Consider the following 26,102-nt stretch of genomic DNA (forward strand, 5'->3'; position numbering starts at 1 on the left):
GTAACCATTATTAGCTGTACCCTTAAAAAATAAACAGGCATTCCCTGCAAGCCAACTCTCATAAAAGACAAAAAATAAGTGAGCAACTGGAGAAGAGGTATGATGAATCATAAGAAATCCGTATTTTACGTGTCGTTAGCCATTAGCTTGGCTATCATCAGTGTGGGCGCGTTTATTCCAGACAAACTGGAAGCATTTTCACATTCTGCTCTGAGCTTTATCTATAACAACCTAGGCTGGTTCATTCTGGGCTCTGTTTTTATCTTTTTTAGCTTCTGTATGTTCCTTGGTTTTTCTAAATTCGGTCATATTCGTCTTGGTGATGATAGCGATCGGCCGGAATACAGCACGGTGACATGGATTGCCATGTTATTCAGCGCATCTATCGGTATTAGCTTGATGTTCTGGGGGGTTGCTGAGCCAGTCTCTTACTATATCAGCCCACCGATTGGCCAAGGTTCAACAGAGCAATCCGCAAAGGCAGCGATGCAATATGTCTACCTTCATTGGGGGGTTTCTGCATGGGCGTGTTATGCGTTAGTCGGTGTTGCTCTTGGTTATTTCCAATTTAGAAAAAAACTGCCATCCTCACTCAGTTCGGTGTTTTACCCATTAATTGGCGATAGGATCTACGGGACAATGGGTAAATTGATCAATGTGTTAGTGATCTTATCCGTCGTTATCGGGATCGCCACCTCACTAGGCTTTGGTACACTTCAAGTTAACAGTGGAATGAATTACTTATGGGGATTACCCATTAGTATTTATGTTCAGATTGGTATTATTGTGTTGGTTACGATTGTGTACATCACATCAACCATTTCAGGGTTACAGGGGGCGATTAAACATCTATCCAACCTTAATATCATCCTCGCATTAGCATTGATGGCATTTATCTTTATCTCTGGCCCAACGCAAACCATTTTGAAAGTATTGTTCCAAGGTATTGGCGATTACGTGCAAAACTTTGTCAGTATGTCATTTCGTACCGAGCCTTATAACGACGGCACTTGGATTGCTAACTGGACACTGTTTTACTTCGGCTGGTGGATTGCTTGGGCGCCATTAGTAGGTAGTTTTGTTGCTCGTATTTCAAAAGGCCGAACCATTAAAGAATTTATGATTGGCGCAGTATTTATTCCAGTATTAAGTGCATTTGCATGGTTTGCCGTAATGGGCGGTTCTGCTATTCACTTAATTCAAAATTTAGGGCAAACTGCACTCGCCGATGCGGTAAAGACTGATGTAACGTCAGCACTGTTTAAATTCTTAGATTATTTCCCTGCATCCACTTTCATTAGTGTGCTTGCCATTGCATTGGTGTTGATCTTCTTTATTACTTCTGCGAACTCCGCGGTGTTTGTATTGGGAATGGTCAGTGAAAATGGTAACCCGAACCCGTCTCATATCACCAAAACCATTTGGGGTGTTGTGATTGCCGCGATTGCTGTTGTGCTCATCATGACGGGAGGGTTATCCGGTTTACAGTCGGCGTTAGTTGCCATGGCAGTTCCTCTTTCTATAATGATGCTAGTGATGTGCTATTCCACCTATAAAGGGTTAAATGAAGAAGTGAATGCACAGGCCGCAGCCAAAAAACAGATAAAAGAACCTCTTTCTATTACTAATGAATCAGTATTACCAGAACCTGAGAAGTAATTAGGAAGTAAATTAATAATGTCTTAATAACAAAAACCCCAGAACATTTGCCATGTGCTGGGGTTTTTTACTCACTTTCAGGCGCAATTATTGGGAGCCAAATAGTGTGAGCGCTAAGACCAATGCATCTTCCCGGCCTTTTTTAGCAGGGTAATAGTCTTTTCGTACAGTGACCTCATGAAACCCGAGCTTTTCATACAAATGCAATGCGGAGGCATTTGACTCTCGAACTTCGAGCCAAAGCGTCATAATACCTTTATTCATCAGCTCACTAATCAACTGTTCTAGCAATAAACGCCCATACCCCTTACCTTGGTAATCAGGGTGAATAGCAATATTAAATAACGTTGCCTCGTCGAGAACACATTGAGTTATTGCATAACCAACAATTTGATTATTAACGGAAATTTTTAGGTTATGATACTTTTCCCCTTGATTTCCATAAAATACCCGCTCAGTCCATGGAAAATCATGGCTTAACTTCTCAATTAAGAAGGCGGTAGCAAGATCAGATTGCTTTAATGTTGAAATTTTCATCATATTGATAAATTTGTTTCCATAGTGCCTGCTTGGCGCTGATACTCATCATAAGCTCAGATAAAACAGGTGAAAAATACGTCATTTTTGAACCTTCTGGGTGGACTTCCCCCCCCAGAACCCAACAAGGAATTGTTATTGGCGTTGGGATTAAATTCAGCTGCTCAGAATTAATGCAAACGACGTCATCTTGCGCAATTTGCATTGAGAGAAAAATATCTTTTAACAGCTGGCTATTTAAATCAAGGTTCTCATCAGTAATAATAATAAGCTTAGTCGACGCTGGGATCCTGACACCACGTTCACCACGTAACACAGCCGGATTTCTCACCATCCATTGAGTGATCCCCATTTGTTCTAAAAGCCTGTCACGTCGTGTCATTTGTTTTTCCAGTCGCAATTTTACAACCCCATCTTATCAAAGGGGATTAATAGCGCCAACAGAGCAATGCGATTTCTCGCATTTCTGGTATGGTGTTAGCAGTTTTTATCATTTTAGGAGATTGACAGAATATGTCATTACTGACACCGGCCAGTGAAGTTATCCAGCGCCATCTTGAGCATTTTACGGATCGTCATGTCATTTTGGCTGGTGACATTCAGGATGAATTGGCTGCCACTCTCGAATCCGCAAGCGTTCGTGTCGTAACCAATCAATACCATCGTTGGAAAAACCTACAGCCATTGATGGGCGAAATGGTTTTATTTTCAACAACAACACCCGCTGAATTTATCCAACCTTGCGATACGTTGATTTACTTCTGGCAAAAAAATAAACAAGAAGCGTGCTTCCAATTGGACGACCTGTGCACCCATCTTGCTGCGGGTAGCCAAATTTTTGTTGTTGGTGAAAACCGCAGTGGCGTTAAAAGCGCAGAATCCATCATGGAAGGCATCGCGACCTTACAAAAAATCGACTCTGCCCGCCGTTGTGGTTTGTATTATGGTGAATTAGAACAGCCAACGACCTTTGATATTGCACGTTGGTGGCGTCATTATGATCTTGATACTGTGAGAATTAACGCACTTCCTGGCGTGTTTAGCCATAATGAACTGGATATCGGCAGTGATTTACTGCTTTCGACATTAACAGAGCCAATGAAGGGCGATATTCTCGACCTCGCTTGCGGTAATGGCGTTCTTGCAACTGTCATTGGAACACAGAACCCAGATGTTAAGCTAACGTTAAGCGATGTTAGCGCTTCTGCATTAGATTCCGCAGCATCCACACTCGAGGCCAACAAGCTCACGGGGACAGTGGTTGCAAGCGATGCTTACTCGGATATTCACGACAAATTCGATTGGATTATCTCCAACCCACCTTTCCATGATGGGCTAAATACCAACTACAATGCCGTTGAAAACATGATTTACCAAGCGCCTAAGTTCCTGAAAAAAGGCGGTCGCTTACGTATTGTTGCCAATGCATTCTTGCCTTACCCTGACTTATTAGATAAAGCTTTTGGTAGCCACGAAGTACTGGCAAAAACGGGTAAATTCAAGGTTTACCAAGCCACGAAACGCTAATTATTTGCCGTCTTACCGCGCAATTTAACGGTCAGCCTAATGTGCTGGCCGTTTTTTAATCAAACAAAAAATTGATGATTAAAAAAATATTGACGTCCGCTAAAATTAGCCTAAAATCCGCTGCGTATTATCGTTGTAAGAAAAGTTAGATTTGGTATTGCGAGGGTGGCGGAATTGGTAGACGCGCTAGCTTCAGGTGTTAGTGTCCTATGGACGTGGGGGTTCAAGTCCCCCCTTTCGCACCACTAACTTTCAAATAAAACACGGTAATTCAGCATTGACGAAACAGTATTGCGAGGGTGGCGGAATTGGTAGACGCGCTAGCTTCAGGTGTTAGTGTCCTATGGACGTGGGGGTTCAAGTCCCCCCTTTCGCACCACTGGTCAGTGAATGTTATTTCCCCAGCAGCCCTGCATGTATTCTTCTTAAACTTCCTCAGGTTACATTCAACTCAATGAGTGCTTTCGCTCATCAAGCTACCTTTGCAACACAAAAGCCATTAGAAAGCACAGCAATGAAACCACCGCTGGAATAATTAACAAGCGGCGAGAACCACGATTGAATAACATTCCCGCCGTTGCGATCATCATGGTGATCATCACCACCTTTAGGTTATCAAACCCCATATTGCTAAGGACATAAGCAATGCTCAGCAATACCACGGCAAAAACTCCCCATAGACCTGCGCCTATACGCCGTAAACCTGCGGTTTTTGATATGCTAGTTGGCATCGTGACCTCAACGTTATTAAATGATAATGATTATCAATCATATCTAATTTTTAGTGAATTTCAATCGTTTTTATTCAGAAGAAACCATAAATTAACATGCTTTTTACAAAATAGATAACTTAAGAAAACCAATAAACAAAATGAATATCTTCGGGTTCAAGGGCAAACAGTTCAGGGTCAGGCGTTTCAATCAAGCCACATCCCATATATTGGTAAAAACGCACCGTGTTTTCAGAGGGTGTTGCAGAGATATACAGGCCTTTTGCCCCTTTTTGCATTGCAATGTCCACACATTGTTGGAATAACATCCCTGCAAGCCCTTTGCCTCGATATGCATGGCTCACGTGCAAAAAGGACAGTTGCAGTAAATTCTTTTGCTCCCCTCGCCAAATATTGTCCACACTCGCAGCCGCAATAATTTTCCCTTGTTCATAGACGCCTAGAAAAATAGCCCCTTGGTCATAACTGTCTAATAAATGAGGGGTATAAGCCTCTGGTTCGCCTTCTGGCCAACCTTTCATATCAAAGCGCTGCTTCGAAAGCACCAGTTTACCCCCTTGATATAAATAAAGGCGTTCAATTAATTCAGTGCGATCAATTGACCAAACAGAAGGGATTTCATCTCGTTGTAGTTCGCGGATTTCTCTCATGCCTTGTTCTCATTATCTGCGCCAATATAAATGCGCTTTATTGTTATCAGATAAATTTGTGTCCCACGATAACGGATAAAAAAACAAGTTCAACAATTTCAGTAAGTCGTTAAGGCAGGTTGAAATAAAGGCGAGAAATTAAATAAAAATGGAGACGCTAAAATAAAAATTCCCCACAACATCCGTATTGTGGAGAATTTACACTACAGGGTTGGTTTATTGCTTCAGTCCCATTGCATCACGCATGGTAAAGAACAAATCGGTTTGGTCAGTCAGACCCATGACGTTCGCAGCATGTGGACCATAAGCCGCAACACGTAGCTGAGCACCTGTATGCTCTTGTGAATCATCTTCTTCAGAGTTACCGTAATTCACCACCATCACAGAACCATCTTTGGTAATCAACGCTTGAGTCAAACCGGTTGATTTCGTGCCTTCAGGAATGATTTGGCTTGAATGTGAATGGTCAGCCGTGACGATAACTAAGGTATCACCATGTTTTTTCGCGAAATCTAAGCCCACTTGTACGGCTTGGTCGAGGGCAACTGTTTCACCAATTTGGCCACATGGGTTGGCTTTGTGATCCTGTTTATCGATAGATGCACTTTCAACTTGTAAGAAGAAACCATTTGGGTTGACTTCTAATAGGTCAATCGCCTTTTGCGTCATTTGCGCTAAGGTTGGCGCGTTTGGATCTAATTTCGGGTTCGGCTTACACTCCAGTGGCGCATTGTTGATGTTGCCATAATGCACGGCTTTCGGGCCTTCCCACGCGACGGTCATGTTGCCATCGTGGAATAATCCAAGGACAGGTTTGTCTTGGTTCGCCACTTTCACATCATTCAGCGACTGTGCATCACGTACGATGTTATAACCACGCTCAACAGCTTGTTGTTCAAGCGTTTTGCCTTTGTAGTCACCCGCTTTCGCTTCTTGTTTGAAGCTCTTCGCACCACCGCCTAATGTGACATCTGCGCGGGTCACCAATAACTGTTCAGAAATCGAACCACGACCGCCATTTTCAAGGGCATTGGTTCCACATTTTTCTGAGGTTTCTTCTGGACCGTAACATTTACGTGCAGTCACGTGGGAGAATTGCGCCGCAGGTGTTGCATCTTGAATCTCAGAGGTCGTCACGTTACCTGTCGCTTTGCCATTGCGTTTAGCAATTTCAATTAAGGTTTCGTGGTCTTTACCCAACACATCAATCCCTAACGCGCCGTTGTAAGTTTTCACGCCGGAAGACCATGCTGTTGCGGATGCCGCTGAATCTGTCACGTAATCAGGTTTTTGCGTCTTTTTATCTAACGCATAATGTGTATATTGGCCTGTAATTGGCAGTGCATCGATACCTTTAAAGAAGCCAGAAGCCCCTTCTGCATAGTTACGTGCAACAGTGATTTCTGAATCACCCATCCCATCACCAATAAATAAAATGACATTTTTCGCCTTGCCGTTATGCAGTGCGGCTTTCATGATATCCGTTTGCTCGGTCGCTAAGCGGCGTGCGCCACCAAACTTGGTAATATCACCTTGTGCTGCGCGGTTTTCTGAAACTGCATCATTTTTATCCGCCGCATAAGCCGGAAGGGTGCTACCTAACATTAATGCGCTGACTGTGACAGCTAAAAGGGATTTCATAAAATTACCAGTCATAACTGTTTTCCTTGCCAATCAATAATGAAAAAAGAGGAAGTATGCTTCAAATAATGATAGGCATGCTAAAGTAGCCAGATGACAGTTGAATGACGATTTTGTGGCAAAACGAAGACGATTGTCATAAATGTGAAAAAGGCAGCGCATTATCCGCTGCTTTTTTGTTGAAATTAATGCGTGATTACCACTGGGAAGTGAGCTGTTTAGTGCCTTCGTATAATGTTTCACACCAAGAAACATAATCGTGCCCGCTGGGTAATTCAATGGCATCCACGAAATAACCTTTATGTTTCAACACTTCCAATAACTGATAATGGTTTTGAATTATCCCGCCCCAACTTCCCCGTTGCTCAAATAACCCCGCTTCAAGGAAAAAACGAATTGGCTGCGGTGGCATCGCTTCTATTTCACTGATCAACCATTCAGGGTCTTCTCCTTTTGGCGACCACCAATAAGACCCGGACATACTGAGCACATTGCCAAATATCTCAGGGTGTTGTAGCGCATTCCACGTTGCCCCTAACCCACCAAAACTTGAGCCTGCAATAATGGTATGTTCCGCTTTGGCGTCAATGCCTTTCTTCGCCAATTGTGGCATTAATTCCTCCGCCAGCAATTGCGGAAAAAGCGCGTTAGGGGGCAGTTCCTCACCCCGCTTATCAGAGCTAATGCTATCGACAAATACGATATTCATTGGCGGCAAATCCCCCTTATTCATCCAGCTATCAAAGAATTTCGCCATTTGGTAGGTATGAAGGTAAATTTGCCCATCCAAAAGCACCAATAAAGCAGGCTGTTTCATCGGCACATTTGGGCGGTACACGGTAATTTGCCGCTCGTTATTTAATATTTTGCTAGATAAGGTAAAGGTCTGTAACTGCCCTTTAATTTGGCTTTTTTCAATGGTAGGAAATTGGCACTGACGAATATTTGGTGCCAGTGATAACAAGGAAAAACGGTTATATTTATCCGTTGAGGCAGAAGGAATACTTTGCGGATTATAAGGGTCAGCCTGTGCGGTGACTAAAATAGCTTTACGCTGTGCAAACCCACCTTCTGGCACCGTTGGGATATCAGGGGCAATTTTATATTGGGTTAAAGTATCGGCTGGAATGATAAAAGAACGATACCAAATATCAGTCCCTTCTATTTGAGCCATTCTTTCATGGTTACCTGAAGGTGCCCCAAGAATATAGGCATTAGACTTTGCTCCGCGCCATAAAAATGTCGCCCGTTTTTGTCGACCCGCAAGGTCTTCAATCAGTGGCGTCCCTTGTGCGGCAACCGCCTGCCAAAACGCATTGGTATCGCCATGTTGATAATGTGCATCGAGCAGACTTTGCAGTTTAGGGCTAATAGGCTCGTTATCTTTTTTAATCGCTAAAGGCAGATAACCGCTCACGTCAAACTGGAGCTGCCATGACCTCCCTGGCATGCCCTGTAAATCAAGGTAATACACCCCATTTTTTGGAACGATGTAATCTGCTGAATGGGGTTCTTTGTCAGAACCATATGGCTGTAAGACGCGAACACGCTGCTTATCAGCATTCAACAAAACGACCTGAGAAACCCCCTCACCGTTCTGCTTAATAAAATCTTGCTGCGAAGCCTCAAAATAAACGCAGCTATGGCCTTCGCTATCATGTACACCTTCTACAGAAGAAAGTTCACCTAAACGAATACAGTCCGATTGCGAGGCCATCGCTGCACAAGAGTACAGGATACAACCTAAAAGCGGCAAAGATTTCACATCTAATTCCAAGGAGTCAACTGATAATAATTATTACTATCAAAAAACCTTTTTAAACTCAATGGGTCGCGGTATGTTTTTCCATCAGTTGGTTAATCAACTGAAGAGTACTGAGTAACCGGTGCCGTTGTTTTTGGGATATTTTCAAATAACGCCTTGTGGCTGGAACGCGGCTAACCAGTTCCGATGCGGTAAAAGGCTCTATTTCACAACGCCAGTGACCATGATTAAACGTTATTTGGCATGAGTTAAAATCTAATTCTTCCAGTGTCTCTCTGATTATTGGGTGGGCATTCAGCCAATCAATCACTTTTTGCCCATCAGGTTGCTTAGACACAAAATGAATGTGTTTTTTCCTCACGCTCCCACGCGTTTTTACGACAATTTTTGCATTTAAATTTTCATCACAAAAACCTGACACTGCAAAACGGCTGTACACAATAAACGCAAGGAATAATTTTCTAACGCGCTCAGTGACGTCGATGGTCAATGAGGGTTGCGGTTGAATAAGAAGCACACCCGGTGCTCTCCACTCACAGGGATAAGGCGCCATGTCCCGCTCAATGCGATTTAGCGTTAACCCAGCTTGGTAGCCCGCTGGTAACCGTTTTTTCGTTAAGCCCCCCAAACGCTGTAATAGCGAAGGTTTAGGCGAGGTGACGTAATGGCTCAAGTTGTACCTCCTCATGATCATCATCTCTAAATGAATTAGACAGAACAACTTCAACATCAACGGGTTTGAACGGATTGACCTTCTGGACGAACACCGTCCAAATTAGTGCATAACCTGATGTTAAACCTAACATTATAGCAAACGGAATATACACATCTGACTTATTCATGCCTGGCGGCGTGATATACACAATCGCTAAAATAATCCCCACACTTGAAATAATTTGAGGAATTGGGAAGAACGGTGAACGGTAAGCGCGGTGTAAATCAGGGCGACGAATACGTAATAACACCACGGAAATAGTGACTAATAAATAGGCCGTACCCCAAGAACACACCGCCGCGAGTACTAATGGAATAATACGGTCAAGGTCGCCTTGGATAGCAAATGCATGCAAGCATGGGATCATCACGGCCACTAGAATGCCGAATACGGGTGTTTTAAAACGTGGATGCAAATATGTGAAGATGCGCGGCAATGCCCCATCCAATGCCATGCCATATAAAATACGTGGGACAGCAGCCATCAGTGTATTGATGGTTGCCCCACCCGCTAATAATAGCGCGACACCAATCCAGTATTTACCAAATTCGCCCATAACACGCTCAGCAAACGCAGGGATTGCCATCGGTGTTTCCAGTAAACGCGTACCCGTTTGTGGGTCAACGACGACGTTTTCAACTTGGTTGGCTAACGCAGCACCGAACAGCACCATACATAGGGCTACGCAGAATAAACCGGTTGTCATGGCACGAGGGATCACTTTGGCCGAGTTTTTAATTTCTGGTGCCATTGGTGTCACCAATTCGCAGCCCACAAACATAAACATCGCCATACCGACAAAGCTTAAAACCAGTGTTGGATCGGAGATATTGAGTTCTGCACCAAACCACCCGTCCATCGGCACATTAAACGGTAACATCAAGCCTGTAATACTAAAAATCACTAATGTAGACCACATAGCGAAAGTCAGCACCACTTCAACCTTACCAAACGCTTCGATACCGAAAGCATTTAAGATACCAAAGGTGACAACTAAACCCACGCCAACCATCCACGATGAATTACTGGTTTCCAGTACGGTATTCAGGTGCTCAAAGTTCACTAGCGCCATAATCCCCGACAAAATGGTTTCTGCGGTTCCCGCAAAGACGTGCACAATCAAATACGCGGACAGCGCGCCTGTAATCGCCCAAAAGCGCCCCATCCCACAGGAAATATAATCATACACTGAGCCAGAGGTGGGTAGAATCGCCGCGGCCTCAGAAAAGGTAGTTAGCTGCGCCTGCATCATAATAAAGCTCAGCAGCACCGCTAACGCAAAGGTATCGCCACCAATACCAAATCCACTGGTGACCGTTAAAATAACAGGGCTCGCCATAATTAAGCCCGCAGAACTCGCCAGCGTCGTTGGGAAGCCAACTTTCCCCTTTTCGAGGTGTGACGATAATTTTGAGGATAGATTCATTTTATTTCCCTCTCGCTCTCAATGCAGTCAAGAATGTGAATTTTTTGTAAAAATAGCGTGACTACATTGCCACTATAGAAAGAAGCACAAACCAGCCACCATCGTCCTAAAGAACGATACCCAGAGAGAGGGGGGAATTCTTGTAACTATCCAAAAAGTACCAAGAAAATCGAAAGGAATAAAAATATATACTTGAATATCAATATATAACAACCATCTTAGTCATTAATATATTAATAATTAATTGGCAAAAGATACCAAATCCTAACAAATCAGGACCAAGCCACTTTTTACTTGTTTTAAATACTGTTATCGACCTCACGTTATTAACATGTTTATTTTATGTTAATAGCAATAAAGCGCATGATAATTACCTGACTCACTATGGAAGGTAATCAAATGAGCCCACCTCAATTTAGCGACCACCAGCAGACATTAATTGATTGTTGCCTAAATACCATCGCGCACATTATTCCGATTTCTGCGTCAGTATATTACCTCGTCAACGACCACTGGCAGCCAGACAACTATGTGTTATATGGGATCCCCGCTCAAATGCATCGTGATTATCTGACTTATTTTCACCAGCTCGATCCGCTCCACCCCGATAAATTTCGTGGGGACGATCTACGATTAGTGAGAATGGATCCTGAAGTTCGCCAGCAAAATCAGGCTTTTTTTCATGATTTTATGCAACCAAATAACCTAACCGATATGGCTGAGATTTTTATTCGCCGGAAAAATAAAATTATTGCGGGGATTTCGGTATTGCGAGATAGCCCATTTTCTCAACACGAGATTATGCGGTTAAACGCCATTTTGCCTGTCGCCGAGTTGATGACGTTTGATATCCTGCCTGATTCGTTGGTGTCCTATACACCGAAAGAACAAGAAATCATACATTTAGTGCGTGAAGGCGCGAGTAACAAGCGCATCGCATTGTTATTGGGCGTGTCATTATCCACAGTCAAAACTCATCTGCGTAATATATTCACCAAAGCCAATGTTACTAACCGAACGGAGCTCGTGTCGTCAGGCTTTATTATTCGCCAGGAAAAGTTTTAATTTACTAGCGGCCACCCGCCGCATCAATAATCGAGCCAGTCACATAGGATGATGCATCACTCAGCAGCCATGAAATAATTTCAGCAATCTCTTCAGGCTCGCCGCCTCTTTTCAGTGGCAACTGTGCCGCAACCCGATCAACCCGCCCCGCCTCACCGCCATCTTGGTGCATTTGTGTATAAATATAGCCGGGACGAATGCCATTTACGCGTATCCCTAACTCAGCTAACTCTAATGATAGCCCCTTTGTAATGGAGTCTACTGCGCCTTTTGACGCAGCATAATCGATGTATTCTCCAGGCGCACCTAAACGTGCTGCCGCTGACGAAACATTCACAATCGCTTTTTTATCAAAGTGGTTAAAATGGCGGGCTAGTTGGATAAACTCACGACAGCAGATCAATAGCCCAGTGACATTTGTGGCCAGAACCGTATTAATTCGCTGTGCCGTTAACGCCTCTGTTTTGCATTGCTGAAATAAAATACCCGCATTATTGACTAAGTAGTGCAAGTCACCATGTTGCTGCTTAATGGTCTCGAACAACTTAACAACCTCACTTTCACTACTGATGTCACACGCTAATGCATACGCAAGGCCACCAAACGCCTGAATCTGTGCGATCACCTCTTTTGCCGCCTGATGATCACTTTTATAGTTAATGAGTACTCGCATACCAAGCTGTGCAAGCTGTATTGCAGTTGCACGACCAATACCTCGGCTTCCACCGGTAATCAATACTGTTTTCATATCATGACCTAGCTCAACGATAATAGATTGCTATCATAGCCATAATTTTCATATCAAGACGAATAAAAGCATAAAAAAACCCGGCACTATGGCCGGGAAGCAGTTGATCAATACTCAAAATTAACCACTAATAACGCACCATGACAGATTTTAATTCGGTGTAGTACTCAATAAAGGCACTGCCAAACTCGCGGCCAATACCTGAAGATTTAATACCACCAAATGGTACCGCAGGGTCAAGGAAGGTATGCATATTCACCCAGACCGTCCCCGCTTCAATACGTGAGATCATCCGCATCGCCTTGCTGAGATCATTTGTCCACACGCTAGCCGCTAAACCGAATGGCGTACTATTCATCATCTCAATAAGTTGTTCTTCATCATCGTAACTTAAGAAGGTGCCAACAGGGCCAAAGGTTTCTTCCTTCATCAAAGCATCTTCAGGGCTATTCGCTCGAATGATTGTAGGCGGAACAAAATAGCCTGCCCCTGCAATTGGCTGACCACCATAAATAATTTCGCTGCCATCTTGGCGTGCTTTCTCAAACAAGCTGAGTATTTTTTCGTAATGGGCTTTGTTAGCAAGCGGGCCCATTTCCGTTGTTTCGTCCAATGGCGAACCTATCTTTATCGCGGATAAACGGGTTTTAAGCTCAGCCAATACCTCATCCATTAATTTGGATGGGATGTAAAAACGCTCTGCCGCCGCACAGATTTGCCCTTGGTTGAGGTAACCCGCTTCGATAATGCCATTAACAATTTTCTCGACAGGTAAATCTGCCAAGAATGCCGCACCGTTTTTTCCCCCAAGCTCTAAGGTCACACGGGTTAACTTCCCTTCCATCGCTGTGCGCCCTACCGCCAGCCCAGTCGGTACAGACCCCGTAAAGGTCACTTTAGAACATAATGGATGTTGAATAAGTGCAGGTCCCACTTCGCGACCACCACCGTTGACGATATTAATCACACCGTCTGGAATACCGGCTTCTTTCGCTAATTCCACCACGCGTAACATAGTCAGTGGCGTAAATTCACTCGGTTTCAATACAATCGTACAACCACAGGTTAATGCAGCTGCCAATTTCCAAATGGAAATCATGATGGAAAAATTCCATGGAATGATCCCTGCAACTACCCCAACAGGCTCACGCTGCGTAAACGCAGAATACTTCTCACCATTAAATGATGGCAGTGAGACATTTAACGTTTCACCGCTAATTTTTGTCGCCCAGCCAGCAAAGTAGCGTAAAAACTGCGCAGCTGACCCCACTTCCAGAAAACGAGAAAGTTGGATCGTCTTCCCTGAACATAAGGTTTCGAGCTGTGCGAGTTCTTCAAGGTGCTTCTCAAGTAAATCCGCAAGGCGGTTTAGGCAGTTACCACGTTCCATTGGCGTGGTATTTGCCCAAACGCCTTTGAATGCCGCGTGTGCCGCATTCATTGCGGCATCCACTTCCGCTACCGTCCCTTCTTTGACGTTAGCGATAACCTGTTCAGTGGCTGGATTGACGACGTTAAAAAAAGTCTCGCTCTTGCCATAAACCGGCAACCCATTGATAAAATGCCCATGTTGACGTTTCAGAAATTCGCTGACTTCAGGTAATAGGGTTAACTCACTCATCGCAATCACTCCACTAAATAGAAATTAATTAAGCATTCACACAAGCTAGGTAGTGCTTAACAAAACGTGGGGCATCAATTTCCCATAAAACTTCAGTACCTTTCGCAGCAAACCATGTGTCGCCTTTATGGTATTCAACGGTCACACCCGTTTTGACATCGGTTAATTTAACTGAGCCTTCATGCACTGTTGCCATTTCATCAAATGGATAAACCATCTTAAACTTGCCTGTTGTGCACGCGAAAATACCGCAAGTCAGGTTATCAGTTGGCTCACCGTGCACCATAGCCACGCTTGCTTGTGGGTCGCCTTCGACAACGACAGAGCCTAAGTTTGTTACGCTACCAATGTTCAGCAGTTCTGGAAGTGGTTTATTCAACAGTAATGGACTAATCATGATGTTTACCTTTAATCGATTTCAATAAAATAATTAAACTGATGCGAATTAGCGGCGACCTTGCCAGTAACCCGATGTTTGGTGCATGATTTTTGCAAGTGAAACAATCACATTACGCATGCTATCTTTACCAATAATATTCGCGTGAGGAATCGAACTCATTAAGTCATAACGATGAGAACCTTCCACCATCCCTTCTGCCAATACCTTGCACACAATTTGGCTTGGCGTGACACCAAAACCTGAGTAACCCTGCGCATAAAACACATTTTTATGTTGAGGCAACGAGCCAATCTGTGGGAATAGATTCGCGCTACAGGCCATTGGCCCACCCCACGCTAATTCGATTTTGACATCTTTTAGGTAAGGGAAAACTTTCAACATTAAGTGACGATTCCACGCTTTTAAATCAGATGGAATGTACTCAAGAAAATGCGTTGAACTGCCGAATAACAAACGGTTTTCGTTGGTCACACGGTAATAGTCAATCACAGGGCGAATATCACTATACGCGCCACGAATTGGGCTAATTTGCTCAATTAACTCATCAGACAGCTCTTCCGTCATTAACTGATAGGCATAGGTGTTAATGGTTTTTGGGTAAATCGTTGGCTCAAGGCCATTTAAGAATGAGTCACATGCCCACAGCATTTTCTGGGCTTTCACGGTTCCCATCGCGGTTCTAACTTTTATGGTATTACCATACTCAACATTCAAAACTTGACTATTTTCAAAAATTTTAGCGCCATAAATTTCGCTAACCGCTTTCGCCTCACCCAATAACAGGTTCAACGAGTGTACATGCCCACCGCCCATATGCTTGATACCACAGGTATAAGCATCGGAACCGATAATCTGTTTTAGCTCAGAACCGCTGTAAAATTCAATTTCCTCATCGGGGTCAACCGATTTGAAATCTTTCAGCCAGCTACGCAGTGTTTTTTCTTGGCGAGCGTTGCTCCCTAAATAGGCATATCCACGGCAAAAATCCGCATCAATATCATATTTAGCAATACGCTCACGCATAATTCCAGCGCCCATATTGCTGAGCTTAAAGATGGTTTCTAACCCGTCTGGGCCCACATATTTTTTGATTGCATCAATGTCATGGCCAATTCCTGCCATCACTTGACCACCATTGCGCCCAGAACCACCGTAACCGAGGTAACGCCCTTCCAAAATAGCGATATTGGTAATCCCTTTCTCGCACAATTCAAGCGCGGTATGGATACCTGAAAATCCCCCCCCGATGATCACAACATCTACATCAAGGTCTTCTTTCAATGTTGGAAAGCGTAAGTCGTATTTTTTAGTCGCTGAGTAATAAGTTAATGATTCTACTTGGTTATTCATAATGGATACCCTGTTTAGTATCTTGCAATACCTCGATTATCTTAACCTTGCATTAACAATTACATAGCCCTTTAGGTATATTCGAAACATTAAGTTAACATTTGTGAGCCAAGTAGAATATTTAAATAAAAATAAAATTTTAATAAATTATTTTTTATAATTTATATTCAATGAGTTAAATAAACATTTTGATATTAATAATATTTTTTGTACATTTTTTGAATAAAAATTGACTGGGTATGAAAGAGGAATAAAAACACCCGTAATCACATGATTAATAACATATAATTTTGGATACTTATTATTTTTACTACATTTAAACTCACCCAGTATTATCACTGAGCTATTCGATTCATTAATAAATTAAACAATTCCGCTTGCGAGTTAATACTCAATTTTTGGTAGATGTTTTTACGGTGATTTTTGACAGTACCAAGACTAATGAAAAGTGACTCAGCAATTTGAGGCGAGCCCTTCCCTTCAAGGATCAGCTCAACAACTTCACACTCCCTTGGGGTTAAGCCGAAACGTGTTTTCCTATCTGCCATTTGATAATGGCTTGATACGGCATTAGGAGAAACTTCTTTATGTAATCGGGCCATACTGCAAATAATTTCAAACGCTTCTTTTAATGGCGCTTGCGTGTATTTTTCAGAGAAAAATGGCCTATCTTCATTACCAAAAAATATGCCCAACTGCCTATCAGCAGAAATTTCCAACAGTAGCCCTGCCTCATCACACCAGCCCGTTTTACGGTAAAAATTAAGGTAATAATCAGTCTGATAAAAACCTTTAGGTGCTAACTCCTTCAATGTGAGAACTTTAGACGTTCCCCCTTTTTGGATCTCTTGGTAAAACGGATCCATCAAGTAAGCGCCTCGTTGATAGATTCGGTTGATACTGTCGCTGTTACGCTGCTCAACTTTGGACAAAAAACGAGGAGGAGTTCCCTTCTCAAAGGAATAAACAATCGCATTATCAAATGCAATAAAAGACGATAGCCATGATAATAAACTAGGATAAAACTGGTTAGTTGCAACAGAATCAATTACATCCGGTAATTTGGTCAGATAATTATCCATTTCTCCCCCGAGTTTATTATTTTATTAATAAATTAAATTAGGCTCACAAATACATGAGGCCAAAGGGATATAAAAAACACATTATCCTTATAAACACAACATGACTGTTATTAATATGTTAATTACATCACGGCCATTAGTAACTCTAATAAATAATTTCATTACATTAACATTCATGAAAATAATACTTAAATCACAAAAAAATAATTGAATCCCTATATTATGTTAATCAAAAGTAAATAACATAACGTAAGGAGGAGTAATGTCTAAATGTAAAATCATTTTAGATTGTGACCCTGGCCATGATGATGCTATGGCCATTTTTTTAGCATTAGGTAATCCAAATATAGATTTACTTGCTGTGACCACCGTCGTGGGCAACCAGACCTTAAGTAAGGTAACTCACAATACACGTGCCATTATGGAATTCGCTGGCGCAACTCATATCCCTATCGCAGCGGGCTGCGCTCGTCCACTTGTGCGAACAATACAAACAGCCCCTGAAGTTCACGGAAGCACTGGGCTTGATGGGACACACCTTCCAGAACCAACTATCGCTATTGATAGTCGCCATGCGGTCGACTTGATCATTGACACAATCAAATCTCATCCCCCTAAAACAATTACCCTCGTGCCTATTGGCGGATTAACAAATATTGCTTTAGCCGTCAGAAAAGCACCTGAAATTGTAGAACTCGTTAAAGAAGTTGTTTTGATGGGAGGCGGCTATCATACCGGCAATCGTTCAGCCGTTGCAGAATTCAATATTATTATTGACCCAGAAGCAGCTCATATTGTTTTCAATGAAAAATGGCCGCTCACTATGGTTGGATTAGACCTAACACATCAAGCGAGACCAGATGACCAAATCATGGGGCAAATTGCAGAGTTAAATACCCCTATTAGCCAATTTGTTGTTGACTCACTAAATTACTATACCGCAGGCTACCGTCAACGTAATGGCTATACTAACCATGCACCTGTCCATGACCTCTGTGCCGTCGCTTATGTGATCTCTCCTTCAATTATGGAAACGCTTAAAGCGCCAATTGATATAGAATTACAAGGTGCACTCACAACAGGAATGACAGTCACTGATTTTCGCCCTCAATCAACCACTGACTGCCATACTCAAGTTGCTACAAAGCTAGATAACTCGAAATTATGGGCTATGTTTATTGATTCTTTAAAGCGATTGGGTAAATAGAAGTGACGGGTAGCCTATCATAAAAATAAGCTACCTTTTCAAATGGTTAAGACTTGATAATTTCTTTTAATTTCGTATAGCGTCTAATTAAGCGCCATTTTAATTTTACCGTTGTCGCGTGGTTCCACACAATTTCCCAATACCCTTTATCAAAAAATTGCTGCACCATTTCTTTACGAATTTCAGGAGATTTAATCGCCAGCAAGGCTTGAACAACCCCTAACCCCTCTTTGCCTACTTGCCAGAGGCATGCAGGCGCTTGTTGGACTTGCTCAGGGTAGCGCTGGTAAATCGCTAATAACATATCAATAATTTTTAAATAGGTATTAATTTTACGCACTGAGCGCTCGTCACCACTCAGTGAATGAGAAACAGATTGGTTATGGATCAAGTAACGATAATATTGCTCATTAATAAATTGCACACGTTTCGCAACCAATAAAACTTCGGTTGTCCACGGAATATCTTGATGGTGTAGCTTAGGCTCAAAGAAAAAGTTATGTTGGCGTAGCATATCTAAACGGTACAAATTCAGCCAAGTAACATGCAAAAATTTACGGGAGCTCAGCCCTTTCTCTAACCATTCAGGGCCACTAATTACCCCTGTAGAAGGCACCTTATTTGGTGGGAAAATCGCTTTTGGTGCATCCCCATTGGTATAAACGTAGGTACCATTGCAAGTTGCAACATCCAAATCACCCGCTAATGCGATTTCTAACAATCTGCCATACATTTTGGGGCTGATTTCATCATCAATATCAGGAAATGTAATATATTTCCCAGCTGCTTCAACCATTCCAGTATTACGTGCAACTGACACGCCTTGGTTTTCTTGAGACAATATTTTTAGGTGGCTGAACTTATCCGCATACTCTTTGATAATGCCTTCGCTATTATCCTTAGAGCCATCATTAACGACAATGAGCTCCCAATTTTCTAAATTTTGCGCTAATAAGCTATCAAAGAACTGAGGTAAAAACTTTTCACCATTATAAACTGCAACAACAATACTCAAAACTGGCTGAGAAGACATGTATTAACCCTATACCAATCGATTTAAAATTACTTACCCAATGCAACATTGCTAAATACAACAAACAAAACTCACCTTGTGAGTCTTTGGAAATTCACTAATTAGAAAAGAAGAAACCATATTGGTTCCATTGTCATAAAAATTTCATAATCCAATAACTCTAGACATGATTCGTAAAAGTATAATTATAATTTTGCATATGTTCACAGATTCTAATGAACTAATTATCACTTAATTAGCCTAATAAACATTAACGACATCTTAAACAATCTGAATTGAGGGTTTCTTGTGGCTGGAAGTAGTTTACTGACCTTACTTGATGATATTGCCGCCGTGCTTGATGACGTCGCAATGATGACAAAAATGGCTGCGAAAAAAACGTCTGGTGTCCTAGGGGATGACCTTGCTTTAAATGCACAGCAAGTGTCAGGAGTTCGCGCTGAACGGGAAATTCCTGTTGTTTGGTCCGTTGCTAAAGGCTCATTCATCAATAAATTAATTTTGGTTCCTCTGGCTTTATTGATCAGTGCTTTTATTCCTTGGGCTATCACGCCGTTATTAATGTTAGGTGGTGCTTACTTGTGTTTTGAGGGGGCAGAAAAAATTGCCCATAAAATTTTTCATTCAGATGAAGAATTAGCAGCGAAAGCACACGCAGTACCTGAGGAAAAACTGGCTGAGTTCGAAAAAGAAAAAATCAAAGGGGCTATTCGCACCGATTTTATTTTATCAGCAGAAATTATCGCAATCACATTAGGTATTGTGTCTACCACAACGATTGTTAATCAATTTGTAGTACTTTCTCTCATTGCGATTATTATGACCATTGGTGTTTATGGTCTTGTTGCTGGAATTGTTAAACTCGATGACTTAGGATTTTACCTCCAAAAGAAAGCGTCTACGCTATTACAAAAAATGGGCAATAGTCTTATTTATGCAACACCCTATTTGATGAAGACACTTTCCGTTGTCGGTACTGCCGCAATGTTTATGGTTGGAGGCGGGATTATCACACATGGTATTCACTACTTGTCTGAATGGATTGAAGAAATATCCTTTACAGCCCTATTAACCCCTATCATTGGCAGTACTATGCAGTTTATCCTACCAACAATCATTAACTTATTTTTTGGCTTCATTATTGGTATGTTCCTTGTCATGGCGTTATCTTTAATCAAGAAAATGAAAAAAGCCTAGCATCAAAAATAGAATAGTGCATTTTATCCGCATTATTCTATTTTTCTCCCTTGATGAAATAAAAACTTATCTGCTCAAATTTTTATTAACTTATTTTAGTTTTATGCCATCGATATATAACTTAATACATATTGATAGGTTCAAAATTTGTGTATTTACAGTGTTCTTGAATCCACCTTTTAGAAATCTTAAAACAACCAATCTGATCTAAATCAAAAGAAACTCATCTTTAATTTACGTTATAATACGTAACCACTGTCAGAGAAATAAAAAGATAGTCTATTTTTATCTATCTAGATCAATAAGTAAGGTTAAACACAGATTTTATCCTTCTGTTTTTAGTTCGTTATACGCAAAACAAGCCCTTTAAGTTAATACTAAAGTAGTATATTTAATTAGGCTGCCTTTATGAACAATATAGCAACCTAACCTTAAAACGAACTGTACTACGGATTTTTGAGGAACTATACATGCCGACACTGTATCGTCGATTTTCTATTATTAATCAAGTTATTGGCCTAATGTTGCTGATTGCTATCCTTGGTATTATAGGAATGACGATTTCAAATCGAATGATTATCAGCGTGCAAGGTAACGCTCACGCAATCAACAAGTCTGGCTCATTACGCATGCAGAGCTACCGACTGCTCTCATTAGTCCCTCTTAATCAACAAAATCAGCACTATTTGGATGCATTAGAAAGTGATTTATTGAGCCCTGAACTCACTCAAGTTGTTAAGGTTGAGGATTTAACACCACAATTCAATGAGCTTCATAATTTTTGGCTACTCACATTACGCCCCGCATTAATGAATGCGAATACGCCAAATGATGCACGATACGAAGTTATTTCGTTTGTTAATAAACTCGATGAATTAGTTCACAATATCGATGAGAAAACCGAAAGAAAAATAGCCTACGTCGCCATGACACAACTCATTTTCATTAGTTTAGTTTTCTTACTACTGATAGGAACAATATGGCATTTACGGCGGAAAATTTACTACCCGTGGGTGAAATTGCTATCAATGGTAACCGCCATTGGGCAAAAAGATTTCAGTCAGCGCTATCCAAAAAATAACCGACAAGACGAGCTAAATGCACTAGGTGAAACATTAAATCAAATGTCTGAAGAACTGGCTCAGAGCTACCACCAATTAGAAGAAAGAGTGGCAGAAAAGACAGCTGATCTCACGAAAAAAAACCGAGTGCTATCCTATTTATACCAGTCAAATCAAATCCTCCACTCATCTGAACCACTTTATTTAAGGTTACAAAAAGTTCTTATTGAACTGAAAAATATTACAATATTAAATAACCTGAGTTTACGATTATATGAAGACAGTAATGAGGCATATTTTCACAAAATAAACTGCCAATCCACAGGGTTAGATGATGATTATTCCCATCTAAATAATCAACAAGAAAGTTTATCAGAAAATAAACAAGTCACCCTTTTGCAGTGGGAATTATCAGATAACATGCATCGTTATGGAGTCATTATTGGTGAAATAACCACTGACCAAACCTTATCTGATGAACAAAATAATTTAGTTTCCATGTTGGTTAAACAAATAGCCGGCATGCTAGCAATGGAACACCAAATCGAACAACAGCAACAATTATTAATTATGGATGAGCGCTCAGCGATTGCGCGTGAGCTGCATGATTCAATCGCCCAGTCACTCTCTTGTTTAAAAATGCAAATTAGCTATCTACAACTGCAACCTGAGCCTTTACCCGAAAAGCCTCAACAATTATTAACGGAAATGCGTAGTGAAATTAACACCGCTTATAGTCAGTTAAGGGAGCTTTTAACCACTTTTCGATTAAAATTAACTGAACCAGGGCTACTTCCCTCTTTAGAAAGTACAATTAGTGAATTTAGCGAGCGAATGGGTTATTCGATTAAGTTACACTATGACATTCCTGCGAAAAGCATTTCGCCACATCAATCGATTCATATAATACAAATAATCCGAGAGGCCTTGAGTAATATTTTAAAGCATGCGAATGCAAGTTGGGCCGAAGTGTTATTAACACAAAATACAGGCATTATTTGTATTAAAATTATCGATGATGGTGCTGGAATTACTGCAAATGCCGACAAACTTAATCACTATGGCTTAATTATTATGAGAGAACGAGCCCTTAGCCTTAATGGTGAATGTTTTGTGATCCCCAGACCTCAAGGCGGAACAGAGGTTAAGGTAACGTTCCCTTTATCTGATGCGTAAAACACCGGAGAAAATCATCTATGGAAAACACAAATACAATGAATGATAAATCAACTATCCTACTGATTGATGATCACCCGATGCTACGAAATGGTGTGAAACAACTAATTAGTTTAGAACCATCACTGCAAGTTATTGGAGAAGCTGGTGATGGAAAAACAGGTATCCAAATCGCAGAAGAACAAGATCCTGACCTAATCCTTCTCGACCTAAATATGCCTGGAATGAATGGATTTGAAACACTTGATGAGCTAAGAAAAAGAGAGTTATCAGGGCGCATTATTCTCTTTACCGTTTCAAATTATAGTGATGATTTAGTGAATGCGTTAAAACGTGGTGCTGATGGTTATTTATTAAAAGATATGGAACCAGAAGAACTGATTGTTGCACTTAAAGAAGCTGCAAGTGGGAAAATGGTTGTTAGCCCAACACTCACATCCGTTCTTGCTGAATCTTTACGTGATAACCCTAACCACGATGAAAATAACATTGCAACCCTAACACCTAGAGAAGCTGATATTTTAGAGCTAATCTCACAAGGGCTTTCTAATAAAATGATCGCTCGTAAACTCGATATTGCAGAAAGCACTGTAAAAGTGCATGTAAAACACTTACTTAAGAAATTAAATTTAAAATCTCGAGTAGAAGCTGCTGTTTGGGTTTTACAGCAAAAATAAATATTAAAAGTGGCAGTCTAAATAATAATATAGCTGCCCTTTTTAAAATAAATACACTTAAAATTCTAAAAAAGTATTTTGACAAATAGCTCAAATCTACAATTTTGTTTTTTTAGTTATAATAAACTACAGCGATAATTTGAAGCATGGGAGTCTGAACGATGGAAGATGATTTAATTTTAGTTAACGAGAACGATGTTGCTATAGGTACTATGCCTAAATTACTCGCACATCAACTCGGTCGCTTACATCGTGCCTTCTCTATTTTCATTTTTAATGAACAAAATGAATTACTTATCCAACAAAGAGCGCTTCATAAGTATCACTCTGCTGGCCAATGGGCTAATTCATGCTGCAGTCATCCAAAACCCAATGAAGAAACACAGAATGCTGCAAAGCGTAGGCTCCAAGAAGAACTAGGCTTTACTACGCCACTAACCCATGTAGGTTCCCTTATCTATAGAGATGATGTAAATGGTGGATTAATTGAACATGAATATGACCACTTATATGTTGGTCACTATAATAAAATGGTCTACCCCAATATTGAAGAAGTCGCATCTATCCGCTGGATTAGTATTTCTAAGCTTATTAATGAAGTTAATCAACAACCGGAAATTTTTACTCCTTGGTTTAAAAAAATACTGACTAAATACCCATCATTAAATTTCAATACAAATTAAATAACTGCTCGATGATTATATTTTATAATTCAAAATATAGTCATTTATCAATTTTAGTTCTTTCGAAAGTGACTTATCTTCGCCATTTAAATCAACACATTCACATATCGCACGATAAATATCTTCTGTTTTTGAAGATAATAGATAAGAAGGTTCTTTTTCTTTTCTTAAATTAATTGCTTGCACAACACATAAAAATACTATCGAAATTAACTCATACCCATATATTAATTGGCTTTGTAATTTTTCAGCAACGAGTTGCGCATTCGTAGCTGTATCTTCAACACCACCTGCGACAGGAAAATAATCTAATGAAACAGGCATTGCTAGATTTTTAATTCTCATAGCTAAAGCAACTGCGGGTTTTTCAATAGCACCAAATGCATGAAATGCAGTTGAATTACCTAAAAATCGAGTTAGTTGTGTAAAATAAGGGTCATTGAGTTTCACTATCTGCTGCACGCTTGCTAAAGCATGATGAGCAATTGCCAAACTTAATTTTTCGATAGCTAATACCCAAGGTAATGTTTCAAAGTTCCCACTAGGGAGCACCGCCTTATAACGATAATTCTCAGCCAAATTATTATGCAAACTTTCAGTAAGCACACATGGATTATCATTTGATCCATTTACTTGAATGAGAAGCTGTGCTTTCGCTTGTTCATAACTTAAGTGTAACTCCGCAAGTCGAAATACCCCACAACGATAACTTAATGGGTCTTGTAAATATCGCTCATCGTCATAAGACCCCAACGTGGAGCCCACTAATAAATCTCTAAGTTTTGCGCCCATAGCAATTACCTCAGGGTAGGCTGAAGCATTCAAAACCTGTTGATTTAAAGGTGAGAGATTGCCATTTAAGGCCTGAAGATTTAAACAATATAGTAATTCACTTATCTTAATGTAGTGCGCTATTTTTAATAACGCAACCACTGCAATAGCAACAGAATAAGCGTTTGAGCATAATAAGGAGAGTGAATCTTTTGCCCAAGGCTCTATAGGCATAATGCCAGAAAATTGAAGAGCCTTTGAAGATGACATTGTTTTACCTTGATAAATGACCTCTCCTTCGCCTAGCATTGCAAGCCCTATATGGCTCAATATTGTAATATCGCTTTCACCAATAGAGCCAATACTTGGTATAAAAGGAATGATATTTTTGTTAAGCAGTTCAACGTAAGTATTCACTACTCTAGGTTGAACTCCACTATAGCCATTCAGCAACATGTTAATATGAATTCCCATGACTGCCCTAGCTAAACCGCTATCTATAGGCTTACCTATACCTACAGAATGTGCATGTATTAGTTTTTTGTTAAAAACAGTTGATTTTTCAATTAGTTCCTTAGTAAAATCCCGTTTGATTTTATATATTCCATGTCTTTGTTTAAGCCAACTCCTACGGTTAAACCATATATTTTTGCTCCTTTTTCCGCTTCTGATATTAATGTTTTATGGCTTTTCTCTAATTTTTCCATGACTTCACAACTCACAGCAATATCTTCACCATTCATAATTAGTTCCACATCATGAAAGCTCATGTTTTTTCCATTTAATAAAACCATCCCTCCCCCTTTTTAAATAAATAAAATGACAATAAAAAACCGTCTTTCTCGTTTATTTATATTAAATACCAAATTTTTTATCTTTAAACTTTAACTAATAGTCATTATTAATTAGGAAGGAACAATAATTATAATGAAATAGTTTTATTGGATTTAAAAAATTTCAATAAATATAGTGAGTTACTAGCAACTAAACCTCTAGTTATTTAGATTTATTTTTCACGACCACCATAATATAGGCCAATGGTGCTTATATGTAGCTATAATTAATACAACAAGAGATAGCATATAAAAGTGCAAGCATGATGAGGAATGTGATAATACAAGTTAATTTCCTAGTTAACCATTGATTAACTAACGTTTTTTCCTTCTCCTTCCGCAAGATTTAACGAAAAAATAAACCAAGCGAAGCACCACTATTCGTTATCAACTTCACTTACGCAACTACAGTGCCATAAACAGATAAGTTAGTTGCTAAGTGGATTATTGATTAGCGATGGTAAAAAGTACCATAAATACAACGCACAATGGCTGGGCTGATGCTCAAGAATGAAAAGTCACGGGCGGAGCCAACAAAGAGAATACC

The 26,102-nt window shown here is 40.6% G+C and carries 24 protein-coding genes and 2 tRNA genes; 10 read left to right on the plus strand and 16 right to left on the minus strand.

What is annotated here, in order from left to right; translation table 11 throughout:
* The first annotated feature begins 99 nt into the window (after positions 1 to 99).
* Positions 100 to 1,659, plus strand: coding sequence for a BCCT family transporter (locus ABWP91_RS17350; RefSeq protein ID WP_353244285.1), 1,560 nt, complete (start codon positions 100 to 102; stop codon positions 1,657 to 1,659).
* An 87-nt stretch (positions 1,660 to 1,746) separates the two neighbouring features.
* On the opposite strand, the gene rimI is transcribed toward ABWP91_RS17350, so the two are convergent.
* Complete coding sequence (rimI, locus tag ABWP91_RS17355; RefSeq protein WP_353244286.1) at positions 1,747 to 2,199, minus strand: ribosomal protein S18-alanine N-acetyltransferase; 453 nt, start codon at positions 2,197 to 2,199, stop codon at positions 1,747 to 1,749.
* Positions 2,168 to 2,578, minus strand: coding sequence for a DNA polymerase III subunit psi (locus ABWP91_RS17360; RefSeq protein WP_353244287.1), 411 nt, complete (start codon positions 2,576 to 2,578; stop codon positions 2,168 to 2,170). Before ABWP91_RS17360 ends, rimI begins: the two co-directional genes overlap by 32 nt.
* Before the next feature lie 131 nt (positions 2,579 to 2,709).
* On the opposite strand from ABWP91_RS17360, the gene rsmC reads away from it, so the two are divergent.
* The 3 genes from rsmC (at position 2,710) to ABWP91_RS17375 (ending at position 4,102) form a co-directional block, all read left to right on the plus strand.
* A complete protein-coding gene (gene rsmC / locus ABWP91_RS17365; protein ID WP_353244288.1) occupies positions 2,710 to 3,723 on the plus strand; it encodes a 16S rRNA (guanine(1207)-N(2))-methyltransferase RsmC in 1,014 nt (337 codons plus the stop codon).
* A gap of 159 nt (positions 3,724 to 3,882) precedes the next feature.
* Positions 3,883 to 3,968: transfer RNA gene (locus ABWP91_RS17370), tRNA-Leu, on the plus strand.
* 48 nt (positions 3,969 to 4,016) lie between these two features.
* Positions 4,017 to 4,102, plus strand: a tRNA-Leu gene (locus ABWP91_RS17375).
* A gap of 97 nt (positions 4,103 to 4,199) precedes the next feature.
* Here the strand turns inward: ABWP91_RS17375 and ABWP91_RS17380 are convergent.
* The 6 genes from ABWP91_RS17380 to ABWP91_RS17405 all read right to left on the minus strand — a co-directional run bounded on the left by ABWP91_RS17380 (position 4,200) and on the right by ABWP91_RS17405 (position 10,651).
* Positions 4,200 to 4,454, minus strand: a complete 255-nt coding sequence (locus ABWP91_RS17380; protein WP_353244289.1) for a DUF1435 family protein — start codon at positions 4,452 to 4,454, stop codon at positions 4,200 to 4,202.
* Between the two features lie 119 nt (positions 4,455 to 4,573).
* Positions 4,574 to 5,104, minus strand: a complete 531-nt coding sequence (locus ABWP91_RS17385; RefSeq protein ID WP_353244290.1) for a GNAT family N-acetyltransferase — start codon at positions 5,102 to 5,104, stop codon at positions 4,574 to 4,576.
* 216 nt (positions 5,105 to 5,320) lie between these two features.
* Positions 5,321 to 6,760, minus strand: a complete 1,440-nt coding sequence (gene phoA, locus ABWP91_RS17390) for an alkaline phosphatase (protein ID WP_353244291.1) — start codon at positions 6,758 to 6,760, stop codon at positions 5,321 to 5,323.
* Between the two features lie 181 nt (positions 6,761 to 6,941).
* Complete coding sequence (locus tag ABWP91_RS17395) at positions 6,942 to 8,510, minus strand: alpha/beta hydrolase-fold protein (protein WP_353244292.1); 1,569 nt, start codon at positions 8,508 to 8,510, stop codon at positions 6,942 to 6,944.
* Positions 8,511 to 8,568: 58 nt separating this feature from the next.
* Complete coding sequence (locus ABWP91_RS17400) at positions 8,569 to 9,183, minus strand: DUF3156 family protein (RefSeq protein ID WP_353244293.1); 615 nt, start codon at positions 9,181 to 9,183, stop codon at positions 8,569 to 8,571.
* Complete coding sequence (locus ABWP91_RS17405; RefSeq protein ID WP_353244294.1) at positions 9,158 to 10,651, minus strand: APC family permease; 1,494 nt, start codon at positions 10,649 to 10,651, stop codon at positions 9,158 to 9,160. The genes ABWP91_RS17400 and ABWP91_RS17405 overlap by 26 nt, the downstream gene beginning before the upstream one ends.
* 399 nt (positions 10,652 to 11,050) lie before the next feature.
* On the opposite strand from ABWP91_RS17405, the gene ABWP91_RS17410 reads away from it, so the two are divergent.
* Positions 11,051 to 11,716, plus strand: coding sequence for a helix-turn-helix transcriptional regulator (locus ABWP91_RS17410; protein ID WP_353244295.1), 666 nt, complete (start codon positions 11,051 to 11,053; stop codon positions 11,714 to 11,716).
* 4 nt (positions 11,717 to 11,720) lie between these two features.
* Here ABWP91_RS17410 and ABWP91_RS17415 read toward each other — a convergent pair whose 3' ends face one another.
* The 5 genes from ABWP91_RS17415 to ABWP91_RS17435 form a co-directional block, all read right to left on the minus strand.
* Entirely contained in the window at positions 11,721 to 12,464 is a 744-nt protein-coding gene (locus ABWP91_RS17415) for an SDR family oxidoreductase (RefSeq protein ID WP_353244296.1), read from the minus strand.
* 127 nt (positions 12,465 to 12,591) lie between these two features.
* On the minus strand, positions 12,592 to 14,085 hold the full coding sequence (locus ABWP91_RS17420) for an aldehyde dehydrogenase family protein (RefSeq protein ID WP_353244297.1): 1,494 nt from the start codon (positions 14,083 to 14,085) through the stop codon (positions 12,592 to 12,594).
* A 28-nt stretch (positions 14,086 to 14,113) separates the two neighbouring features.
* The gene (locus tag ABWP91_RS17425) at positions 14,114 to 14,482 is read right to left on the minus strand and encodes a cupin domain-containing protein (protein ID WP_353244298.1); all 369 of its coding nucleotides are present in this window, start codon (positions 14,480 to 14,482) and stop codon (positions 14,114 to 14,116) included.
* A 48-nt stretch (positions 14,483 to 14,530) separates the two neighbouring features.
* Positions 14,531 to 15,835, minus strand: coding sequence for an NAD(P)/FAD-dependent oxidoreductase (locus ABWP91_RS17430; RefSeq protein WP_353244299.1), 1,305 nt, complete (start codon positions 15,833 to 15,835; stop codon positions 14,531 to 14,533).
* Positions 15,836 to 16,170: 335 nt separating this feature from the next.
* Positions 16,171 to 16,917 (minus strand): helix-turn-helix transcriptional regulator, encoded by a 747-nt coding sequence (locus tag ABWP91_RS17435; RefSeq protein WP_353244300.1) that lies wholly within the window; start codon positions 16,915 to 16,917, stop codon positions 16,171 to 16,173.
* A gap of 262 nt (positions 16,918 to 17,179) precedes the next feature.
* Between ABWP91_RS17435 and uriH the strand changes: the two genes are divergently transcribed.
* Entirely contained in the window at positions 17,180 to 18,124 is a 945-nt protein-coding gene (uriH, locus tag ABWP91_RS17440; protein WP_353244301.1) for a uridine-preferring nucleoside hydrolase UriH, read from the plus strand.
* Between the two features lie 46 nt (positions 18,125 to 18,170).
* Here the strand turns inward: uriH and ABWP91_RS17445 are convergent, their stop codons facing one another.
* Positions 18,171 to 19,157 (minus strand): glycosyltransferase, encoded by a 987-nt coding sequence (locus tag ABWP91_RS17445; protein ID WP_353244302.1) that lies wholly within the window; start codon positions 19,155 to 19,157, stop codon positions 18,171 to 18,173.
* A gap of 288 nt (positions 19,158 to 19,445) precedes the next feature.
* On the opposite strand from ABWP91_RS17445, the gene ABWP91_RS17450 reads away from it, so the two are divergent.
* The 4 genes from ABWP91_RS17450 (at position 19,446) to idi (ending at position 23,951) form a co-directional block, all read left to right on the plus strand.
* On the plus strand, positions 19,446 to 20,354 hold the full coding sequence (locus tag ABWP91_RS17450) for a DUF808 domain-containing protein (RefSeq protein WP_353244303.1): 909 nt from the start codon (positions 19,446 to 19,448) through the stop codon (positions 20,352 to 20,354).
* Between the two features lie 470 nt (positions 20,355 to 20,824).
* Entirely contained in the window at positions 20,825 to 22,591 is a 1,767-nt protein-coding gene (gene narX / locus ABWP91_RS17455) for a nitrate/nitrite two-component system sensor histidine kinase NarX (protein ID WP_353244304.1), read from the plus strand.
* A gap of 38 nt (positions 22,592 to 22,629) precedes the next feature.
* On the plus strand, positions 22,630 to 23,268 hold the full coding sequence (gene narL, locus ABWP91_RS17460; protein ID WP_502935824.1) for a two-component system response regulator NarL: 639 nt from the start codon (positions 22,630 to 22,632) through the stop codon (positions 23,266 to 23,268).
* A 161-nt stretch (positions 23,269 to 23,429) separates the two neighbouring features.
* A complete protein-coding gene (gene idi / locus ABWP91_RS17465) occupies positions 23,430 to 23,951 on the plus strand; it encodes an isopentenyl-diphosphate Delta-isomerase (RefSeq protein ID WP_353244306.1) in 522 nt (173 codons plus the stop codon).
* A gap of 15 nt (positions 23,952 to 23,966) precedes the next feature.
* Here the strand turns inward: idi and ABWP91_RS17470 are convergent, their stop codons facing one another.
* Together ABWP91_RS17470 and ABWP91_RS17475 are read right to left on the minus strand one after the other, a co-directional pair.
* Complete coding sequence (locus ABWP91_RS17470) at positions 23,967 to 25,394, minus strand: aromatic amino acid lyase (RefSeq protein WP_353244310.1); 1,428 nt, start codon at positions 25,392 to 25,394, stop codon at positions 23,967 to 23,969.
* Positions 25,289 to 25,516 carry an aromatic amino acid lyase gene (locus ABWP91_RS17475; RefSeq protein ID WP_353244307.1) on the minus strand — a complete coding sequence of 76 codons (228 nt, stop codon included), beginning with the start codon at positions 25,514 to 25,516 and terminating at the stop codon, positions 25,289 to 25,291. The genes ABWP91_RS17470 and ABWP91_RS17475 overlap by 106 nt, the downstream gene beginning before the upstream one ends.
* Positions 25,517 to 26,102 lie beyond the last annotated feature (586 nt).

This window comes from Providencia sp. (assembly GCF_040396775.1).
GTDB lineage: Bacteria > Pseudomonadota > Gammaproteobacteria > Enterobacterales > Enterobacteriaceae > Providencia.

Coding starts and splice junctions, on each gene's coding strand:
- ABWP91_RS17435 (WP_353244300.1), bottom strand. CDS start 16,917: ATGGATAATTATCTGACCAAATTACCGGATGTAATTGATTCTGTTGCA.
- ABWP91_RS17360 (WP_353244287.1), bottom strand. CDS start 2,578: ATGACACGACGTGACAGGCTTTTAGAACAAATGGGGATCACTCAATGG.
- ABWP91_RS17430 (WP_353244299.1), bottom strand. CDS start 15,835: ATGAATAACCAAGTAGAATCATTAACTTATTACTCAGCGACTAAAAAA.
- ABWP91_RS17425 (WP_353244298.1), bottom strand. CDS start 14,482: ATGATTAGTCCATTACTGTTGAATAAACCACTTCCAGAACTGCTGAAC.
- ABWP91_RS17420 (WP_353244297.1), bottom strand. CDS start 14,085: ATGAGTGAGTTAACCCTATTACCTGAAGTCAGCGAATTTCTGAAACGT.
- narL (WP_502935824.1), top strand. CDS start 22,630: ATGAATGATAAATCAACTATCCTACTGATTGATGATCACCCGATGCTA.
- ABWP91_RS17410 (WP_353244295.1), top strand. CDS start 11,051: ATGAGCCCACCTCAATTTAGCGACCACCAGCAGACATTAATTGATTGT.
- ABWP91_RS17385 (WP_353244290.1), bottom strand. CDS start 5,104: ATGAGAGAAATCCGCGAACTACAACGAGATGAAATCCCTTCTGTTTGG.
- ABWP91_RS17405 (WP_353244294.1), bottom strand. CDS start 10,651: ATGAATCTATCCTCAAAATTATCGTCACACCTCGAAAAGGGGAAAGTT.
- ABWP91_RS17350 (WP_353244285.1), top strand. CDS start 100: ATGATGAATCATAAGAAATCCGTATTTTACGTGTCGTTAGCCATTAGC.
- rsmC (WP_353244288.1), top strand. CDS start 2,710: ATGTCATTACTGACACCGGCCAGTGAAGTTATCCAGCGCCATCTTGAG.
- idi (WP_353244306.1), top strand. CDS start 23,430: ATGGAAGATGATTTAATTTTAGTTAACGAGAACGATGTTGCTATAGGT.
- narX (WP_353244304.1), top strand. CDS start 20,825: ATGCCGACACTGTATCGTCGATTTTCTATTATTAATCAAGTTATTGGC.
- ABWP91_RS17445 (WP_353244302.1), bottom strand. CDS start 19,157: ATGTCTTCTCAGCCAGTTTTGAGTATTGTTGTTGCAGTTTATAATGGT.
- rimI (WP_353244286.1), bottom strand. CDS start 2,199: ATGATGAAAATTTCAACATTAAAGCAATCTGATCTTGCTACCGCCTTC.
- phoA (WP_353244291.1), bottom strand. CDS start 6,760: ATGACTGGTAATTTTATGAAATCCCTTTTAGCTGTCACAGTCAGCGCA.
- ABWP91_RS17380 (WP_353244289.1), bottom strand. CDS start 4,454: ATGCCAACTAGCATATCAAAAACCGCAGGTTTACGGCGTATAGGCGCA.
- uriH (WP_353244301.1), top strand. CDS start 17,180: ATGTCTAAATGTAAAATCATTTTAGATTGTGACCCTGGCCATGATGAT.
- ABWP91_RS17475 (WP_353244307.1), bottom strand. CDS start 25,516: ATGGTTTTATTAAATGGAAAAAACATGAGCTTTCATGATGTGGAACTA.
- ABWP91_RS17415 (WP_353244296.1), bottom strand. CDS start 12,464: ATGAAAACAGTATTGATTACCGGTGGAAGCCGAGGTATTGGTCGTGCA.